The following is a 15900-nucleotide window of genomic DNA, read 5'->3' as shown; positions in this document are numbered from 1 at the left end:
CGAGGGGGTGTCAGGCGGCGTGGATGCCCTGGCCCGGCGCCAGGATCCCCGCCGGGTCCCACCGCCGCTTGGCCCGCTCCACCCGCTCCCACAGGCCGCCGTAGTGACGCCGCCAGTCCGCGCCCGTCATCCCCGGCACCGCCCCGATCAGGTAGCGCTTGCCGCCCAGCTCCACCGCCCGCTCGTACAGGCGCCGGTTGCGCTCCAGCATCGCCGCCGTGTCCGCCCCCGGCCCCGGGAACGCCAGCAGGTCGAAGTGCCAGCCCACCGGCTCCTGCGGCAGCACCGCCAGCGGCGCCTTCACCCGCGCCCGCGCGTACGGGTAGAACAGCAGCAGCCCCGCCCCCAGGTCCGCCGCGGTCAGCACCTCCGTCGCCTCCCGCATGAACACCCCCACCGTCGAGGCCGGCAGGAACAGGCTCAGCCACGGCTTCGGCAGCCCCCAGAACCCGGCCGCCCGCAGGTACCCCGCGAACGCGTCCACCCGGAACGCGTACTCGCGCCAGCCCTGCTCCACCACCGACGTCTCACCCGCCACCGGGCGCAGTCCCGCCAGCAGCCGCTCCCGGTCCACCGCACGCCCGGCGTCCCCGAAGGCCACCAGCTCCGCCGTGTAGCGCCACCGCGAACCGTCCGCGCTGCGCACCACGTTGCCCACCTGGAGGTCGAAGCGGCCCTCGGCCATCACCTTCTCCTGGTCCGCGCGGTAGACGTCCAGATCGTCGTAGGCCAGCGTGAACACGGTGGCGCGCTCGCGCGCCGGCACCAGCGCGAGCGTGGCCCGCACGATGATCCCCACCTGCCCGCCGCCGGCCAGCACCGCCTCGAACAGCTCCCGGTTGCGCTCCGGCGAGGCCGTCACCAGCTCGCCGGTACCGGTGACCACCTGGAGCTCCTGCACGGTGTCCGCCTGCAGGCCGTGGCGCTGCACCGCCCCGCCGATCCCGCCCACGCTCAGCGTCCCGCCCACCGACAGGTGCAGGTAGTCCGTCAGGCACGGCGGCGCCCAGCCCTGCGCCAGCGCCGCGTCCGTCAGCTGCGCCCAGGTGGCGCCGGCCTCGACCACGGCCCGTCCCGGCTCCACGGAGACGATCCGCGACAGGCCACGGGCGTCGATCGCGATCCCGCCGCGGGGGTTGGCCTGGCCGTAGCTGGAGTGCGACTCCAGCGCGTCCGCGCCGACCACCGTCTGGTCGCCGCTCTGCCCGTTGACGGCCACCGGGATGCGGAGGCGCTGGGCGAAGGCCACCACCTTCTGCACGTCGCGCACCGAGGCCGGGCGCAGCACCGCGCGGGGCGCGGCGGTGACGAGGTGTCCGAAGTCGGAGGAGAACCGCTCCAGGCCGGCGCCCTGCAGGGTCACCGTGCCGTCCAGGGCGGGCAGGTGCTCCACGTTCTCGCCCGGCTCGGCGGCCCAGGCGCGGGCGGTGGTGTTCCAGCCGACGACGGCGGCGCCGGCGCCGGCGATCAGTGCGCGGCGGGACAGGCCTGAACTGCTCATATCCGAAGTTCTCCGATCAGTCGTCAAATAGGGATTGTTGTACCGCAACCACCCCGCGACCACCTACTGCCCCGCACGTCCCTTCCGCTGCTCCAGCCTCGTCAGTTCGGCCACCGTGTATTCCCACATCCGCGCCTGGTGGGCCGGGGCGTCGGCGGGGATGTGCGCGGCGGCGGCCCGGGCCTCCTCCAGCAGCGCCCGCCGTGCCTGCGGCAGGTGGGCCACCTGCGGCGAGGCGGCGGCCGTCCGCAGCACGTAGGCGAGCTTGTAGGCGTACACGTGCGGGCTGACCGGGAACAGCGCCCGGTACACCCACAGCCCCTCCGGGGCGTCCAGGATCCTCTCGTTGTGGCTCAGCAGCCGCACCCGCGCCTTCAGCACCAGGTCCCCGTGCACCGTCACCCTCACGTCCCCCTTCGTCCGTCCACCCGCCTTCGGCCCCCAGGGCAGCACGACGCGCGCACCGGCTGCCCTGGGCAGGGGCCGGTGCGTGGCCGAAGGAGTGGATGCCGACGAGTCTGCGGCGTGCGCCCGCCCCCGGGCAAGGCGAAACCCGCGTGCCCTGCGTCCTACCGCAACCGGCCGCTGAGCTGGCAGGATTGGGTCTGGCACCCGCCGCAGGGCCCCGGCGCTGAGGCCCGCCCGGTGCGGGGCTAGCCTGGGCGCATGTTCGTACTGGAGCTGACGTACACCGCCCCGCTGGAGCGCATCGACGCCGTCCTGCCGCAGCACGTCGAGTGGCTGCGCGGGCACTACGAGGCCGGCACCTTCCTCGCCTCGGGCCGCAAGGTGCCGCGCGAGGGCGGGGTGATCATCGCGCTGGGCGAGGACCGTGCCGCGGTCGAGGAGTTGACCCGCACCGACCCGTTCGCCCGCGAGGGCCTGGTCACGTACACGGTGACCGAGTTCCTCGCCACCACCACCGCCCCCGCCCTGGACGCCTACCGCCAGCAGCTGCCCGCCTGAACGCCGGTCCCGCCCGAAGCCCGGCCGTCTGAAGCCCGTTCGCCCGACCCAGGCCGTCCGAACGCCGGCCTCGCCGTGCCCCGTTCCGCCCGCCGGTACGGGGCACGGTCGCGTTCTGGCTACGATCAGTGAGCACGGGGCAAGGACGCGTCTGGGAAGTTGGCGGGAGAAGACGGATGGCACACGCACGGGCCGGGCAGCCGGCGCAGCCGGATGATCTGGTGGATGTGGCGCGGCTGGTGACGGCGTACTACGCGCTGAAGCCGGACCCGCAGGAGGTCGGCCAGCGGGTGGCGTTCGGGACCTCGGGGCACCGGGGGTCCTCGCTGGACGCCGCGTTCAACGAGGACCACATCGCGGCGACCACGCAGGCGATCTGCGAGTACCGCTCCGGGCAGGGCATCGCCGGCCCGCTGTTCCTGGGCGCGGACACGCACGCGCTCTCGGAGCCGGCCAAGGTGACGGCGGTGGAGGTGCTGGCGGCCAACGGGGTGCAGGTGCTGCTGGACTCCGCGGACGGCTACACGCCCACGCCCGCGGTCTCGCACGCGATCCTGGCCCACAACCGGCGCAGCCCCCGGGCGCTGGCGGACGGCATCGTGGTGACGCCCTCGCACAACCCGCCGCGCGACGGCGGCTTCAAGTACAACCCGCCCAGCGGCGGCCCGGCCGGCTCGGAGGCGACCGGCTGGATCCAGGACCGCGCCAACGAGCTGATCCGCGAGGGCCTGCGCGGGGTCAAGCGGGTGCCGTACGCGCGGGCGCTGGCCGCGGCGACCACCGGCCGCCACGACTTCCTGGGCGCCTACGTCGAGGACCTGCCCGCGGTGCTGGACCTGGACGCGGTGCGCGCGGCGGGGCTGCGCATCGGCGCGGACCCGCTGGGCGGGGCGTCGGTGGCGTACTGGGCGCGGATCGCCGAGACGCACCGCCTGGACCTGACGGTCGTCAACCCGGTCACCGACCCCACCTGGCGGTTCATGACGCTGGACTGGGACGGAAAGATCCGCATGGACTGCTCCTCGCCGGCCGCGATGGCCTCGCTGATCGGGCGCCGCGAGGAGTACGCCATCGCCACCGGCAACGACGCGGACGCCGACCGGCACGGCATCGTCACCCCCGACGGCGGGCTGATGAACCCCAACCACTACCTGGCGGTGGCCGTCGACTACCTGTACCGCCACCGCGCGGACTGGCCCGTCGACGCCGCGGTCGGCAAGACGCTGGTGTCCTCCTCGATGCTGGACCGGGTCGCCGCCGACCTGAAGCGGGAGCTGGTGGAGGTGCCGGTGGGCTTCAAGTGGTTCGTCGACGGGCTGCTGGAGGGCTCGATCGCCTTCGGCGGCGAGGAGTCGGCCGGCGCCTCGTTCCTGCGCCGCGACGGCGGGGTGTGGACCACCGACAAGGACGGCATCCTGCTGGCGCTGCTGGCCTCGGAGATCACCGCCGTCACCGGCGCCACCCCCAGCGCGTACTACCGCGAGCTGACCGGGCGCCACGGCGCCCCCGCCTACGCCCGCGTGGACGCCCCCGCCGACCGCGAGCAGAAGGCGCTGCTGGCCCGGCTGTCCCCGGAGCGGGTCACCGCGCGCGAGCTGGCCGGCGAGGCGGTGACCGCGGTGCTGGCCAAGGCGCCCGGCAACGGGGCGGCGATCGGCGGCATCAAGGTGTGCACCGACAACGCCTGGTTCGCGGCCCGCCCCTCGGGCACCGAGGACGTGTACAAGATCTACGCCGAGTCCTTCCTCGGCGACGGGCACCTGGCCCGGGTGCAGGAGGAGGCCCGCGCCCTGGTGGGCGAGGTCCTCGGCGCCTGACCCGCGCTCACCGCCACGCCCCGGACCGGGACTCCCGGTCCGGGGCGTGCGGGTTTCCCCCCGTGTTCCCCTCCGGGTTTTCCCCGTGTTCCCCCGGCTGGACGGCCCCTGCCCGCCCCTCCCGCGTGGTCGCCGCCGCCACCGCCGTCGCCACCAGCGCCAGCACCGCCGCCGCGACCGGGAACCACCGCCCGCCCAGCACCGCGATCGCCGCACTGCCCGCCACGCCCCCGGCCGCCGTCCCCAGGTACAGCGCACTGCTGTTCAGTGAGATCAGCAGCGGCGCGTTGCCCGGATCGATCGACGCCAGCCGGTGCGGCAGCGCCACCGACACCGCCCACCCCGCCAGCGGCACCACCGCCGCGTACGCCAGCGCCCCCGGCATGCTGCGTCCCAGCCACGGCAGCGCCGCGAACGCGCACGCCGCCACCGTCGAACCGGCCAGCAGCACCCGCCGCACCCCCACCCGGTCCACCAGGCGCCCGCCCAGCCAGCTGCCCGCCACCGACATCACCCCCGTCGTCAGCAGCACCAGGCTCAGCCGGTCGGCGTCGCCCCCGGTCGCACCCGAGACGGCGGTGGCCAGGTAGATGTAGACGCACTGGAAGGCCAGGAAGAACACCAGCGTGGTGGCCGCCGCCCCGAGCACCCGCCCCTGCCCCAGCGGCGCCAGCCGCGCCCGCAGCCCCGGCGCGGCGACGGGCTGCGGCAGGTCGCGCAGCAGCAGCGCCAGCCCCACCAGCGCCGCCACGCCCAACGCCGTGACCAGCCACATCGTCATCCGCCAGTCGCTGCGCCCCACCCAGGTGCCCAGCGGCACGCCCAGCGCGGTGGCCACCGTCATCCCGCCCAGCACCGTGGCCAGCGCCCGTCCGCGCCGTTCGGGGGCGACCAGGGTGGTGGCCACCGCGTTGGCGGTCGGCGTGTACAGCGCGGCGCCGGCCGCCGCCAGCACCCGACTCGCCAGCAGCAGGCCGTAGTTCGGCGCGAGCGCGCTGAGCGCGTTGGCCGCGCTGAACACCACGAGCGCGCTCAGCAGCAGGCGCCGGCGCGGCCAGCGGGCGGTGAGCGCGGCCAGCACCGGGGCCAGCAGCGCGTAGCCGAGCGCGAAGACGGTGACCAGCTGGCCCGCGGCGGGCACCGACACCCCCAGGTCGGCGGAGACCGGGCCGAGGATGCCGGCGACGACCATCGAGTCGGTGCCCATGGCGAAGGTGCCGAGGGCGAGCAGGAGCAGGCGTACGGGCACGGGAAAGCCCCCCGATTGTTTGGCGATAGGGCAACAGTTTGATGCTCGTCAAACACTAGGGATTGGTGGATGATTGTCAAACCAACCCCGGCCCGGCCGGCCCCCGTCCGGCCGGCCCCCACCCGACGAGGACCACGCGCCATGCCCGAAGACGAGCGGCTTCCCCAGCCCGCCACCGCCGACATCGACCTCGTCACGGTGCTGCACGCCCTCGGCGACCCGGTCCGCATGACGCTGCTGCTCAGCTACGCCGACGGCGCCGAACACTCCTGCGCCCCCCGCGACCTGGGCCTGGAACACCTCCACAAGTCGACCGTCTCCCACCACATGCGCGTCCTGCGCGAGGCCGGCGTCACCACCACCCGCGTCGCCGGGCGCAACCGCTTCGTCAGCCTGCGCCGCACCGACCTCGACGCCCGCTTCCCGGGCCTGCTCGACGCCCTCCTGGCCGCAGCGCCCGCCGCGTCCGCCTGAGCGCTCCACTCCGGGGCCTATGACCGAGGTCGTACCCGCCGCCCGCCGCTCCTCCGCCGGCCCGACGCGCCCTGCCCGCACCACCCCGAGATCACCCTCGACCGCTGAGCCCCGGGCGCGGGGCCCCGCCGCACGCGTGGGATGCTCACCCCGGCGGGAAACCGGATCGGGAAGGGGTGGCGGCGTGCCGGTCAGGGGCGTGCTCTTCGACGTCGACGACACCCTGTTCGACTACTCGGGTTCGGAGGAGGCCGGCATCCTCGCCCACCTGCGGGACCAGGGGCTGCTCGACCGCTTCCCAGGGCCCGGGGCGGCCCTGGTGCTGTGGCGCGCGGTCATGGAGGCCCAGTACGCCCGCTTCCTGGCCGGCGAGCTCACCTTCACCGGCCAGCAGCACGAACGCGTCCGGCACTTCCTCGCCCACCTCGGCCAGGACACCGCCGGCCTGCCCGACCACGAGGCCGCCGCCTGGTTCGCCGGCTACGCGGCCCACCGCGACGCGGCCTGGGCGGCCTTCCCCGACGCCGGACCCGTCCTGGCGAGGCTCGCCCCCGGCTACCGCCTCGGGATCGTCTCCAACTCCAGCGCCGACCACCAGCGCCGCAAGCTCGACGCCGTCGGCCTGCTGCCCTACTTCGGCGACACCCTGGTCTGCTCCGACCAGCACGGCGAGGCCAAGCCCGCGCCGGGCATCTTCCTCGCCGGGTGCGCCGGCCTCGGGCTCGCGCCGCGGGAGGTCGCCTACGTCGGCGACAAGTACGCCCTCGACGCCGTGGGGGCCCGCGACGCGGGACTGCGCGCGTACTGGCTCGACCGGGCCCGCAGCTGCGCACCGGTCGCGGACGGCATCCGCGTCCTCCACACCCTCGACGACCTGCCCGCCGCGCTCGACGGCTGAACCCACCGCCCGTCGCCTGCCGGGTCGGTGGGTCCCGGAGCGGGAAGTCGGCGGGGCCGACTTCCCGCTCCGCGCGCCGAGGTGTCCGTCAGTAGGGGATCGGGCGGTTCTCGCGGGCCCACAGCTGTTCGGCCTCGCTCTGGGGCGGGGGCGGGGAGATCCCGTCCATCATCCACAGGTCCCGGGGCGTCTCGTCGATGTGGAACTCGCAGTACAGGCCACGCCCGGTGGTGTGGGGCGCGAGGAGGGCGGCGAGGGCTTCCCGGGTGCGCTTGCGCAGGTCGGGGTCCTCGGTGTGCCGGGCGATGTGCTCGACCACGATCCGCACCGCATCGTGCGCGGGCTGGTCGCCGACGTGGAAGGAGTCGGCGGCGATCTCGTGGAAGAGCGTCACCACGTAGAACTTCGGCAGCCCGAAGCGGGTGTAGAACCCGGTGATGTCGGCGGCGAGGCGCTGCTTCTGGTCGGGGGTGTAGGTGCCGGGAGGGTGGTAGACGTGCCACAGGGGCATGGGTGTTCTCCTCGGGATCGGGCGTGGTGCCGGAAGGGGGCGCGGCTCAGCGGCCGATGGGCAGGGTGAGGCCCTCCACCGGGCCGGAGAGCGCGGACTTGAGCGCCCGGGTGACGTCGTCGACGAGCACTTCGCGCTCGCCGCGCTCGACGCCGTCCAGGACGATGCGGGCCACCTCGGCGGCCGGGAGCTTGTCGACGGGCAGGGCCGCCACCATGTCGGTGTCCGCGAAGCCCAGGTGCACGCCGACGACCTGGGTGCGCTGGGCGGCGAGCTCGACGCGCAGGGAGTTGGTGAGCGACCACAGGGCGGCCTTGGAGGCGCCGTAGGCGCCCGCGCCCGCACCCCAGGACAGCGCGGAGTGGATGTCCACCAGGGCCCCGCCGCCGCGGCCCGCCAGCACCGGCGCGAAGGCCTGGGCGATGCGCAGCGGGCCGAGCACGTTGGTGTCGAAGGTGGCCTGGACCTGGCGCAGGTCGGCGGTGAGCAGCGCCCCCGGATACAGGACGCCGGCGTTGTTGACGACGATGTCGACGTCCTGGACGCGCTCGGCCAGGGCGGCCACCGAGGCGTCGTCGGTGACGTCCAGGGCGAGGACCTCCACCCGCTCGTCCTCGCTGCGGTCGGGCGTGCGGGCGGTGGCGTAGACCTTCTTCGCGCCGCGCGCCAGCAGCTCCTCGACGAATGCCCTGCCGAGGCCGCGCCGGCCTCCGGTGACCAGGGCGACGGAGCCTTCGATCACGGTCATGTGCGTGTTCCTCGCTCTCAAGGTGGCGGTGTCCGGGTCCGGCACCACCCCTTTTAGATTACTATCATCATCTAAAAGGGGTGGGAAGGTGGGAGCACCACAAACAGGAGCGAAGGAAGGGAGCGCAGGCATGCCCCGCGTGTCACGAGCCGAGGCCGAGCGCCGCCGCCGCCAGGTGATCGACAGCACCGCCAGGCTGATCCGGGAGAAGGGCGCCGACCAGGTCAGCGTCCCCCAGGCGATGGCCACCGCGGGCCTCACCCACGGCGGCTTCTACCGGCACTTCGCCTCCAAGGACGACCTCGTCGCCCAGGCGCTCGGCGCGGCCTTCGCCGAACGCCGCGAGGCCATGGACCACCTCGCCGACGAACCCGCGGCCGAAGGTCGCACCCCCCGCGCCGAGTTCCTCGCCCGCTACCTCTCCACCCCCCACCGGGACAACCCCGGCCAGGGCTGCGCCGCCGCCGCGCTGGCCGCCGACGCCGCCCGGGCCGAACCCGGCACCCCGCTGCGCACTGCCTTCACCGCCGGCCTGCGCGACCTCGTCGACGGCTTCCAGTACCTGCCCGACCCCGCCGAACGCGAGGCCGCGCTCGCCGACCTGTCGACCCTGGTCGGCGCCCTCCTGCTCGCCCGCGCCAGCGAGGACCCCGCCCTGTCCGCCGAGTTCCTGGCCGCCGCCCGCCACCGGCTGTCCGCCCCCACCCCCGCCCCCGCCGCGGACGCGGACGCGCCGTCCGTGTAAGGGCCGCAGCCGGACCGGGGGAGGGGCCCGCAGGCCCGTGATCGCGCGCACCCCGCCGGGGTCCAGGTGGAGCTCGTACGCGGTGCTGCACTCGCTGATGAGCGTGCCCACCTTCGCGCCGCAGGGGCGCAGCTGATTCATGCCGCTCCGGCCGTCGAGGCCGCAGCGCCCCCGGGAGCGCCTCCAGTCGGGATGCGGCTGGAGTGACGGTGCGTCATCGGGGTGCAGGACCGCGGTGTTCCGGGGCCCCGCGGACACCAGGAACCCGTCGCCGTCCGGATCGCCGACGCAGGGACCCCCGGCGAAGACCGGCAGGCAGGCGTCGGAGGGCACGAGCGGGGCGCCCCACGGCCCGGGTTCCAGGGCGAAGAAGCCGGGCGGCGAGACGGGATCCGTCGGCCTCGCGATAGCCCTGGTCCATCGGACGGGCGGGCACCTCGGGCAGCCTGGTCAGCGGTCCGGCGATCCGGCGATTGGATGATCGCAGGTCGCCCACACGAACACGGCCACGGTCACCCGGTGTTCGTAACACCCGGCGGGCGCCCCGCCAACCGGATCGGCCGCCGTGGTTTAGCCGTCGGCGCCGAACAGCGCGCGGTAGCCGGCCAGCCCGCTCACGCAGCCCGCACCGGTTTACGCCCCGCCGGTCCGGGCGGGCACCACGACCCCGCCCCACGCAGGGCCGGCCGCACCGGCCGACACCGACGACCCGGCCATCGGCACCGTCGGCGCCGTCCAGGCCGCCGCCGACGCCGCCACCTACACAGGCGTCGCGGACGTGGCCGCCCACCGGGCCCGCCAGGCGAAGGCTCCCCCGGAAACCGTGTTCCGGGGGAGCCTCCCGCATACCGCCCGCGACGGCGCTTGCCGTGGTGTCGCGGCACGTGATCGGATGATGGCAGCATCGCGTGCCGGTGACGGACCGCGTCAGGCATGGAGGTGTGGAACCGAAGGGACCGCCCTCCGTGGCTTCCCCCGACGGCGACCGTGTGGTCGCCCTGAGCCTTCAGCTCTCCCAAGCACATCAGGAACTGCGCCGCCGGATCGGCGCGGTCAGGGCCGGAATCGGCCAACGCCGGCTGGACGACGACACGCTGCGCACCCACTGCCTGGCCTTCTGCGCCGCGCTGACGGCACACCACCAGGGCGAGGACGAGGGCGTGTTCGCCCACCTCGTGCGCGAACGCCCCGAGCTCGCCGGGACGGTCGCCAAGCTCGTCGAAGACCACGAGATGATCGCTGCCATCCTGGCCAGGGTCCGCGAACTCGCCGACCACGCCGCCGAATCGCCCGGCGAAGGCCTGGAGGCGATCGGGCGCGAACTCGACGGACTCACGGCGATCATGGAATCCCACTTCGCCTACGAGGAACGGACGATCAGCAAGGCCCTCGACAGCGCCGTGCCTGACAGCGGATGGTCCGACCAGGTGTTCCGGTTCGGCTGACAACGTCCGTCGGCACGTCACCTGCTGCGGGCGGATGGCGCGAAGGTCGCCGTGGCGCAGTGGAACGGCGCCGACGGGACCGGGATGCCTCCGGGCACCCCGGCGCTCACCGTGGACCGGTTCAAGGCCGTCGCCCCCGCCCCGCCCTGGTGGGGTGTGGCGGGGGTCAGAACTTCCAGACCTGGTCGTCGAAGGCGGGGACGCAGTCCCACACCTTGGCGGGGGCGCCGTTTTCCTGCCAGGAGGGGAAGGCGAGGCAGCGGTTGTTGAAGGTGTTGCGGAGCTGGTAGCCCTTGGTGTCGACCCGCGGGCAGCAAGACGGCGGCGACACCGACATCACCCTGGAGAACGGGGGGTCGCTCACCAGCACCGACCACCACCCGTTCTGGTCCGAGGACCAGCGCACCTGGCTCGACGCCGCCGACCTGAAGACCGGTCAAGCACTCCGGGACCCCGCCGGCCGGCCGCAGCGGATCGAGGACATCCGGCACTGGAACACCCTCTGGTGGCGGGCGGCAGTCTGGCCTCTAGATCATCTGCCGGGGGCCTTCGCCGGTTCCGGCCCGTCCGCGCCGACGGGCCGGAACCGGCGAACGGTCACACTCCGATGAAGCTCACCGTCTCCGTCATGTCCGCCCGCCCGGTACGCAGCCGCGGCACGCCTTCCTTCTCGAATCCCACCGCGACACCGCAGAACAGTGCGAGCCTGTCATCGGCTCCGACTATGTGGCTGACGGTCTTTCGGTACATCGTCCACATCACCTGGGGGCAGCTGTGCAACCCTTCCGCCCTCAGCAATAGCATGACCGTCTGCAAGTACATTCCCGCGTCCCCCCACTGGCCGGGCCCCATCGTCCGGTCGAGGTAGCAGAACAGCGCGACCGGCGCCCCGAACGCCTCCGAGTTCAAGGCGGCGATCTTTGTGGGCCTGTCGGGGTCGTCGCGCTCGATTCCCAGCGCCTTGTACCGCTGGGCGGCCGCGGCGGAGAAGCGATCCAGATACGGCGAGGTCAGTTCGGCCGGGTACATCGGATACTCCCGCTCATCGCCCGGGTCTCCCGCCAGTGCCCGGGCCGTCGCGCGTTTCTTCAGTTCGGCCAAGGGCTCGCCGGTCACGACATACACATGCCACGGCTGGAGGTTCCCACTCGACGGAGCCCTCGTTGCCGCGGCCAGGACTCGTTCGAGTACCCCTTTGGGTACCGGCTCATCGCTGAACGCCCGCACGGCCCGGCGGCTGTCCACGGCTTCATACACATCCATGTCTTCTCGTCCTCTCGCTCAGCGACAACCACCTCTCTACCCCTTCAGCACGCACAAGGAGTTCCTGGTGGTGGGCGCAGTCTGCCGTGTGGATCGTCTGTCAGCGGGCGACTTCGAGGTTGGTCAGGACGAGCAGGGCGCGCAGGAGCTGGGTGGCGCGGACGGGGGCGGTGCGGAGTTTGGTGAGAATCCGCCAGTTCTTCAGGTGGGCGAAGCCGTGTTCGACTGGGGCGCGTCCGGCCGCGAGGATACGATTGGCCACCTTCTGGCCAAGGGTGAGCTTGCGGGCGCGGGTGGCCTTGAAGCCGGTGACGACCACGGGGTCGTCGGGGTCGTCGTCCAGGCCAAGGAAGCCGGGGTCTGCCAGCGCACCGAGCCCGGCGTCGCGCAGGTGGGCGAGGAGGTGGTCGCGGCGGGCGGCGGTGATGTCGTGGGTGCGGCCGGGGCGGGCGGCCGAGATCCAGACCAGTCGGCCCTTCTCGTCGGTCAGGGCGAGGAAGCGCAGGCCGGGGCGGTGGTGCTTGCCGGAGTAGTTCGGGCGGTTGTCTTTGCCGGTGCGGCGCTGGGTGGGGATGAGGGTGCCGTCGACCAGGACGACCTCGCCGCCCCGTTTGGCGATGTTCTTCAGAGCGCGGTCCAGCCGTGGGGCCTTCGCGGCCAGCAGGCCGATCAGCTCGTCGCGCCAGCGGCGCACGGTGGTGGCGGAGACGCCGTTGCCGCCGGCCATGTCGGCCAGGCGCTGGTCGTGCCGCAGAACGGCCAGGACGATCACCGCGATCCGGCCCGGCGGCAGGGCCCGCCAGCGTGAACCTATCGCCTTCAGATGGCGTCGCAGCAGGTCAGCGAGGTGGGTGACGGTGCTCGTGGACAGCGGCAGACGGCACTGGTAGACAAGGGGGACGGTGTCCCCGGTCGGCTCTTCGGTTTTGGTCACACAATCCCAACTGCCGTCGACGGCAACCTGGTTACGCCAGAACCAGACCTACGGCCAGGCGGCCGCCGCGGGTCACGGACGGGTGGAGAACCGGCCGTCGGGGAACTTGCGCAGCCAGCCGCGCTCGGCCAGCTTGGTCAGCTTCCCGCGCAGCGGCTCCAGCTTGCCCCGGATGCCGGTGTCCAGGCCGAGCACCTCGCCGACCTGCCGGACCATGACCGGGGCGCCCGCCTGCCGGACGACGGCGAGGATGCGCTGGTAGTCCGACGGGAGCGCCGACTGGAACGGAGTCACGCCAGCCCCTCCCACCAGCCAACTTCAAGATGGCGCAGGCTCTCTGAAGGACTTCGCCGACAAGGTCGTCAAGGCGAAGTCCTACCATGACTTCCCCGCCGGGGCGAAGCGGACGGACACCGTCCTGGAGGCCCTCAAGCCGGAGAAAACGACCAAGATCTTCTTCAACCTGGACTACATCGGGAAGGAGAACGCGAAGAGGTGGGCCGAGCAGGCCATAGACGCCGCGAAGCCCGGCGACCACGCCACGGCCTGGGAGCTGGCACAGATCAAGAAGGCGCCACCGGAGGTGCAGAAACGCGTGCAATGGTACGAGAATGGCAAGCCGACGACGAGTCCCTTCGAATGAGAGACCCCATGACGTTCCTGGCCGGTACCGACCAGCTGCCGCTGCGGATCGAGCGCCCGTTCAGCCCCTGGTCCTACGCGGCGTCACACCGGACACTGGTGCTGCGCGGTGCGCCGCAGGAGCCGGACGCCGGCCTGGAGATCGAGTTCATCAACGTCGCGGCGATGAAGATCCGGCGCGGGTACAGCGAACTGCACATCACCCGGGCCGGTGAAGACCGCCCCGGAATCGAGGAGTTCGCCGACGTCCCCGAGGAGCACCGCGACGCCTACCACGTCCTGCTCCTGTCCGACGGAGACCACCAGGGCTTCGTGATGTGCAGCCGCATGCGCATCTCGTCGCTGACCTGACCGGAGGTGCCCCGGCGGATCCGTCCGCCGGGGCACCTCGGCACAACCACCCGCCTCGCCCCGCCCACTGGCACGGACGTTCCGTGGCCGCACATCCCCGGGGAATGGGAAGCCGGTCGTGCCGAACTTCCCGCGAGGGGCGTTCGGCGGGGCGCGACGGGTCCGTTCTCGGCCGCGTGACGGCCGACCAGCGAGCCCCCGCCGGCGGGGGAACGGAATCGTGTTGTGACGTGAGGGCCGACGCTGTAGACATGCCACGATGACGATTTTTCATTGCGCCGTCTGCGGCGAGGCTCTCACGCCTGACCTTGAGCTCCTCCCGGCGGTTCCTGCCCGGCACGTGTTCGAGGGCGAGCTCGTCAACGGCCGGCGACAGGCCCCGCCCACCGTGCCCCGCGGCCACTACGCCGTCGATCCTGAGCCGCACGGACCGCCGTTCGTCCCGGCCGAGGACCAGGACGACTGCCCCGCCGCCTACCCCGGCGGCCCGTGCATCAGCGACTTCGACGGAATGGTCGTCGTCTCGGCCGGACCCCGGAACACCTTCGTCCTGCACCCCGAGGACGGGACCGGCATCACCGGGCACGCGACAACGAGCGGGCCACCCGGCTGCTGCGGAGCCCCCGGCGACGGCCCACCCAACCGCGCCTGCCATTGCGGCGTCGTGGTCGGAGGCGAGATGTCGGACTGCTACACGCCCTACGAGCTCCACCTGCTGCCCGACGCCGTCCGCCTGGCCTCCAGCGCTCCGAACCGCTGACGCACACGGGCATATGGATTCCATGGGTGACTGGACGGCCGAGACAAGGCAGTCACGCGCACACAAGCTGTCGGCTCAGCGGCATAGGCCAGTTCCTTTTCCCCGCCCAGGAGTCGCTGCTACCGGGCGTCGAACTCGCCGGCGCGGACGGCGGTGACGAAGGCCCGCCAGGCGGGGGAGGGAAAGAGGAGGGCGGGCCCGGCGGGGTCCTTGGAGTCGCGGACGGGCTGCACATCGGTGAAGCCGTCGGCGACCTCGATGCAATCGCCGCCCTGGCCGCTGTAGCTGCTCTTGCGCCAGGTGGTGGGGTGGTTGCTCATCAACGCGGTTGCCTCCTGATCGGGCGGTGCCAACTGGCAGCCACGGTACGGTCGGCGTGAGAAGTCGGCGGGGTCGACTTCTCACGCGGGGTGCTTGGGGGCGGCGAGGCGGTGGCCGTCGTGGGAGCGGATGCGGACGGCGTAGACCTCGCTCATGTCGACGCCGACCTTGATCCCGGTCTCGTCGAAGATCTCGCGGCGCAGGCCGTCCTCGACGGTCTCGGTCAGCTCCAGCACCCCGCCCGGGGGCTCCCAGGTCCCGTTGCCGGCCCGGCGGATCGCCAGCACGCGTCCGTCCTCGCGGACGACCGCTCCCGCGACGGACACGGAGTGCAGCGGTGTTGGGTTGGGCGACTCGGCATGGTTGCTCATGGGCAGCAGGAGGGCAGGGGTTTCGTCGTGGGCGGCGCCGCAGACATCAGTGCGGGCCGGTGCGGATGTCGCGGCCCCGGGACCAGAGTTCCTCGATGTGCTCGGCGAAGCGGTCGAACATACCGTTCTCCTCGCTGCGCCGCAGGTGCATCAGTGGCGAGTCGTGGCCGACGGCGCGGGCGAGGTGGGGTGTGACGAGGGCGTGCTCGTCGAAGCGGAAGACGGAGAGGCCGACGTGGTTCGGGCCGTCGTCCGGAGCACTGAAGCGGGCCTCGACCCGCTCGGAGCCGGAGAGTTTGGCCAGGTTCTCCAAGGTGACCCTGATCCTGGTGGACACCGTGAGGGCGACGTCCTCGATCTGCTCGCGCTGGCGCGTCGTGTCGGAGTCCGGATCCCCGAGGAGAAAGCGGACCCGGCAGCCGCCCTCGGCCTTGCGCCGAAGGGTCTGCAACAGGGCGGGCTGCTCCAGCCAGACGAAGTAGTTGGTGTAGCCGGCGAGGAACACGTCGGACCGGGCCTCGGCGATCAGCTGCGCCCAGACCGACTGCGGGCAGGCCGATCGGTACGGGTAGACGGCGAATACCTCCCGGTCGTGCCCGGTCTTGACGTTCGCCCGGACGGTGTTGGGCCAGATCACTCGTTCATCAACCCCTAAAGCCGCGCAGACATCGATGCGGTTCCGCTGATGCGGCACCAGCGATGCATCAGAGAGCCAGCGTTCCACGGTCTTAGGTGTAACACCGACCCGGGCAGCCAGTTGACGGGGGGATAGGTGCGCAGCGGTCATACCTTGCTGGAGCGCAGTGTTCAAGAGGAATCCTGAGACGTTTGGGCTTTCTTGGACGCTAGCGCCAAGACGTGGCAGTTGTCTTCGAGATGGAACACCTATAGGCCGTTTGGGTGC

19 protein-coding genes and 1 pseudogene are annotated in these 15900 nt (G+C 72.7%); 8 read left to right on the top strand and 12 right to left on the bottom strand.

Features of this window, described 5'->3' with window-relative positions:
* Window positions 1-10 precede the first annotated feature (10 nt).
* Together P3T27_RS13070 and P3T27_RS13065 are read right to left on the bottom strand one after the other, a co-directional pair.
* Window positions 11-1501 (bottom strand): FAD-binding protein, encoded by a 1491-nt coding sequence (locus tag P3T27_RS13070; RefSeq protein WP_280677711.1) that lies wholly within the window; start codon window positions 1499-1501, stop codon window positions 11-13.
* A 63-nt stretch (window positions 1502-1564) separates the two neighbouring features.
* Window positions 1565-1903 carry a hypothetical protein gene (locus tag P3T27_RS13065; protein WP_280677710.1) on the bottom strand — a complete coding sequence of 113 codons (339 nt, stop codon included), beginning with the start codon at window positions 1901-1903 and terminating at the stop codon, window positions 1565-1567.
* Window positions 1904-2167: 264 nt separating this feature from the next.
* Between P3T27_RS13065 and P3T27_RS13060 the strand changes: the two genes are divergently transcribed.
* Entirely contained in the window at window positions 2168-2467 is a 300-nt protein-coding gene (locus P3T27_RS13060; RefSeq protein WP_280677708.1) for a YciI family protein, read from the top strand.
* A gap of 176 nt (window positions 2468-2643) precedes the next feature.
* Complete coding sequence (pgm, locus tag P3T27_RS13055) at window positions 2644-4284, top strand: phosphoglucomutase (alpha-D-glucose-1,6-bisphosphate-dependent) (RefSeq protein WP_280677706.1); 1641 nt, start codon at window positions 2644-2646, stop codon at window positions 4282-4284.
* 7 nt (window positions 4285-4291) lie between these two features.
* Here the strand turns inward: pgm and P3T27_RS13050 are convergent, their stop codons facing one another.
* Window positions 4292-5533, bottom strand: coding sequence for an MFS transporter (locus tag P3T27_RS13050; protein WP_280677703.1), 1242 nt, complete (start codon window positions 5531-5533; stop codon window positions 4292-4294).
* Window positions 5534-5674: 141 nt separating this feature from the next.
* On the opposite strand from P3T27_RS13050, the gene P3T27_RS13045 reads away from it, so the two are divergent.
* Together P3T27_RS13045 and P3T27_RS13040 are read left to right on the top strand one after the other, a co-directional pair.
* A complete protein-coding gene (locus P3T27_RS13045; RefSeq protein WP_280677701.1) occupies window positions 5675-6007 on the top strand; it encodes a helix-turn-helix domain-containing protein in 333 nt (110 codons plus the stop codon).
* A 184-nt stretch (window positions 6008-6191) separates the two neighbouring features.
* Window positions 6192-6905 carry an HAD family hydrolase gene (locus P3T27_RS13040; protein WP_280677699.1) on the top strand — a complete coding sequence of 238 codons (714 nt, stop codon included), beginning with the start codon at window positions 6192-6194 and terminating at the stop codon, window positions 6903-6905.
* 88 nt (window positions 6906-6993) lie between these two features.
* On the opposite strand, the gene P3T27_RS13035 is transcribed toward P3T27_RS13040, so the two are convergent.
* Window positions 6994-7416 carry a tautomerase family protein gene (locus tag P3T27_RS13035; protein WP_280677697.1) on the bottom strand — a complete coding sequence of 141 codons (423 nt, stop codon included), beginning with the start codon at window positions 7414-7416 and terminating at the stop codon, window positions 6994-6996.
* A gap of 46 nt (window positions 7417-7462) precedes the next feature.
* Window positions 7463-8164 carry an SDR family oxidoreductase gene (locus P3T27_RS13030; RefSeq protein WP_280677696.1) on the bottom strand — a complete coding sequence of 234 codons (702 nt, stop codon included), beginning with the start codon at window positions 8162-8164 and terminating at the stop codon, window positions 7463-7465.
* A gap of 130 nt (window positions 8165-8294) precedes the next feature.
* Between P3T27_RS13030 and P3T27_RS13025 the strand changes: the two genes are divergently transcribed.
* Both P3T27_RS13025 and P3T27_RS13020 read left to right on the top strand, forming a co-directional pair.
* Window positions 8295-8909: a TetR/AcrR family transcriptional regulator gene (locus tag P3T27_RS13025; RefSeq protein WP_280677694.1), complete on the top strand. Its 615-nt coding sequence runs from the start codon at window positions 8295-8297 to the stop codon at window positions 8907-8909.
* Between the two features lie 965 nt (window positions 8910-9874).
* On the top strand, window positions 9875-10354 hold the full coding sequence (locus P3T27_RS13020; RefSeq protein WP_280677692.1) for a hemerythrin domain-containing protein: 480 nt from the start codon (window positions 9875-9877) through the stop codon (window positions 10352-10354).
* Window positions 10355-10520: 166 nt separating this feature from the next.
* Here the strand turns inward: P3T27_RS13020 and P3T27_RS13015 are convergent, their stop codons facing one another.
* The 4 genes from P3T27_RS13015 to P3T27_RS13000 form a co-directional block, all read right to left on the bottom strand.
* Window positions 10521-10718: a hypothetical protein gene (locus P3T27_RS13015; RefSeq protein WP_280677690.1), complete on the bottom strand. Its 198-nt coding sequence runs from the start codon at window positions 10716-10718 to the stop codon at window positions 10521-10523.
* 233 nt (window positions 10719-10951) lie between these two features.
* Entirely contained in the window at window positions 10952-11617 is a 666-nt protein-coding gene (locus P3T27_RS13010) for a nitroreductase (RefSeq protein WP_280677688.1), read from the bottom strand.
* A 100-nt stretch (window positions 11618-11717) separates the two neighbouring features.
* Window positions 11718-12551, bottom strand: coding sequence for a transposase family protein (locus tag P3T27_RS13005; RefSeq protein WP_280677686.1), 834 nt, complete (start codon window positions 12549-12551; stop codon window positions 11718-11720).
* Window positions 12552-12623: 72 nt separating this feature from the next.
* On the bottom strand, window positions 12624-12845 hold the full coding sequence (locus P3T27_RS13000; protein ID WP_280677684.1) for a hypothetical protein: 222 nt from the start codon (window positions 12843-12845) through the stop codon (window positions 12624-12626).
* A 357-nt stretch (window positions 12846-13202) separates the two neighbouring features.
* Here P3T27_RS13000 and P3T27_RS12995 point away from each other — a divergent pair, with 357 nt between their 5' ends.
* Both P3T27_RS12995 and P3T27_RS12990 read left to right on the top strand, forming a co-directional pair.
* Window positions 13203-13544, top strand: coding sequence for a hypothetical protein (locus P3T27_RS12995; protein WP_280677683.1), 342 nt, complete (start codon window positions 13203-13205; stop codon window positions 13542-13544).
* 259 nt (window positions 13545-13803) lie between these two features.
* The gene (locus P3T27_RS12990; protein ID WP_280677681.1) at window positions 13804-14304 is read left to right on the top strand and encodes a hypothetical protein; all 501 of its coding nucleotides are present in this window, start codon (window positions 13804-13806) and stop codon (window positions 14302-14304) included.
* Window positions 14305-14423: 119 nt separating this feature from the next.
* On the opposite strand, the gene P3T27_RS12985 is transcribed toward P3T27_RS12990, so the two are convergent.
* From P3T27_RS12985 to P3T27_RS12975, 3 genes and pseudogenes are all read right to left on the bottom strand, one after another.
* A complete protein-coding gene (locus P3T27_RS12985) occupies window positions 14424-14624 on the bottom strand; it encodes a DUF397 domain-containing protein (RefSeq protein WP_280677679.1) in 201 nt (66 codons plus the stop codon).
* Between the two features lie 156 nt (window positions 14625-14780).
* A pseudogene (locus P3T27_RS12980) lies at window positions 14781-14996 on the bottom strand (NUDIX domain-containing protein); the annotation flags it as partial.
* A 46-nt stretch (window positions 14997-15042) separates the two neighbouring features.
* The gene (locus tag P3T27_RS12975; RefSeq protein WP_348534092.1) at window positions 15043-15633 is read right to left on the bottom strand and encodes a DUF5919 domain-containing protein; all 591 of its coding nucleotides are present in this window, start codon (window positions 15631-15633) and stop codon (window positions 15043-15045) included.
* Between the last annotated feature and the right edge of the window lie 267 nt (window positions 15634-15900).

Origin of the sequence: Kitasatospora sp. MAA19, from assembly GCF_029894125.1 — a bacterium.
In the GTDB taxonomy this organism is placed as follows: domain Bacteria; phylum Actinomycetota; class Actinomycetes; order Streptomycetales; family Streptomycetaceae; genus Kitasatospora.
This window is presented reverse-complemented; position numbering and strand designations above follow the sequence as displayed.

Bases quoted from the DNA above. Each gene is read 5' to 3' on its own strand.
- P3T27_RS12985 (WP_280677679.1), bottom strand. From the start codon at position 14,624: ATGAGCAACCACCCCACCACCTGGCGCAAGAGCAGCTACAGCGGCCAG.
- P3T27_RS12995 (WP_280677683.1), top strand. From the start codon at position 13,203: ATGACGTTCCTGGCCGGTACCGACCAGCTGCCGCTGCGGATCGAGCGC.
- P3T27_RS13035 (WP_280677697.1), bottom strand. From the start codon at position 7,416: ATGCCCCTGTGGCACGTCTACCACCCTCCCGGCACCTACACCCCCGAC.
- P3T27_RS13010 (WP_280677688.1), bottom strand. From the start codon at position 11,617: ATGGATGTGTATGAAGCCGTGGACAGCCGCCGGGCCGTGCGGGCGTTC.
- P3T27_RS13070 (WP_280677711.1), bottom strand. From the start codon at position 1,501: ATGAGCAGTTCAGGCCTGTCCCGCCGCGCACTGATCGCCGGCGCCGGC.
- P3T27_RS13045 (WP_280677701.1), top strand. From the start codon at position 5,675: ATGCCCGAAGACGAGCGGCTTCCCCAGCCCGCCACCGCCGACATCGAC.
- P3T27_RS12990 (WP_280677681.1), top strand. From the start codon at position 13,804: ATGACGATTTTTCATTGCGCCGTCTGCGGCGAGGCTCTCACGCCTGAC.
- pgm (WP_280677706.1), top strand. From the start codon at position 2,644: ATGGCACACGCACGGGCCGGGCAGCCGGCGCAGCCGGATGATCTGGTG.
- P3T27_RS13025 (WP_280677694.1), top strand. From the start codon at position 8,295: ATGCCCCGCGTGTCACGAGCCGAGGCCGAGCGCCGCCGCCGCCAGGTG.
- P3T27_RS13060 (WP_280677708.1), top strand. From the start codon at position 2,168: ATGTTCGTACTGGAGCTGACGTACACCGCCCCGCTGGAGCGCATCGAC.
- P3T27_RS13030 (WP_280677696.1), bottom strand. From the start codon at position 8,164: ATGACCGTGATCGAAGGCTCCGTCGCCCTGGTCACCGGAGGCCGGCGC.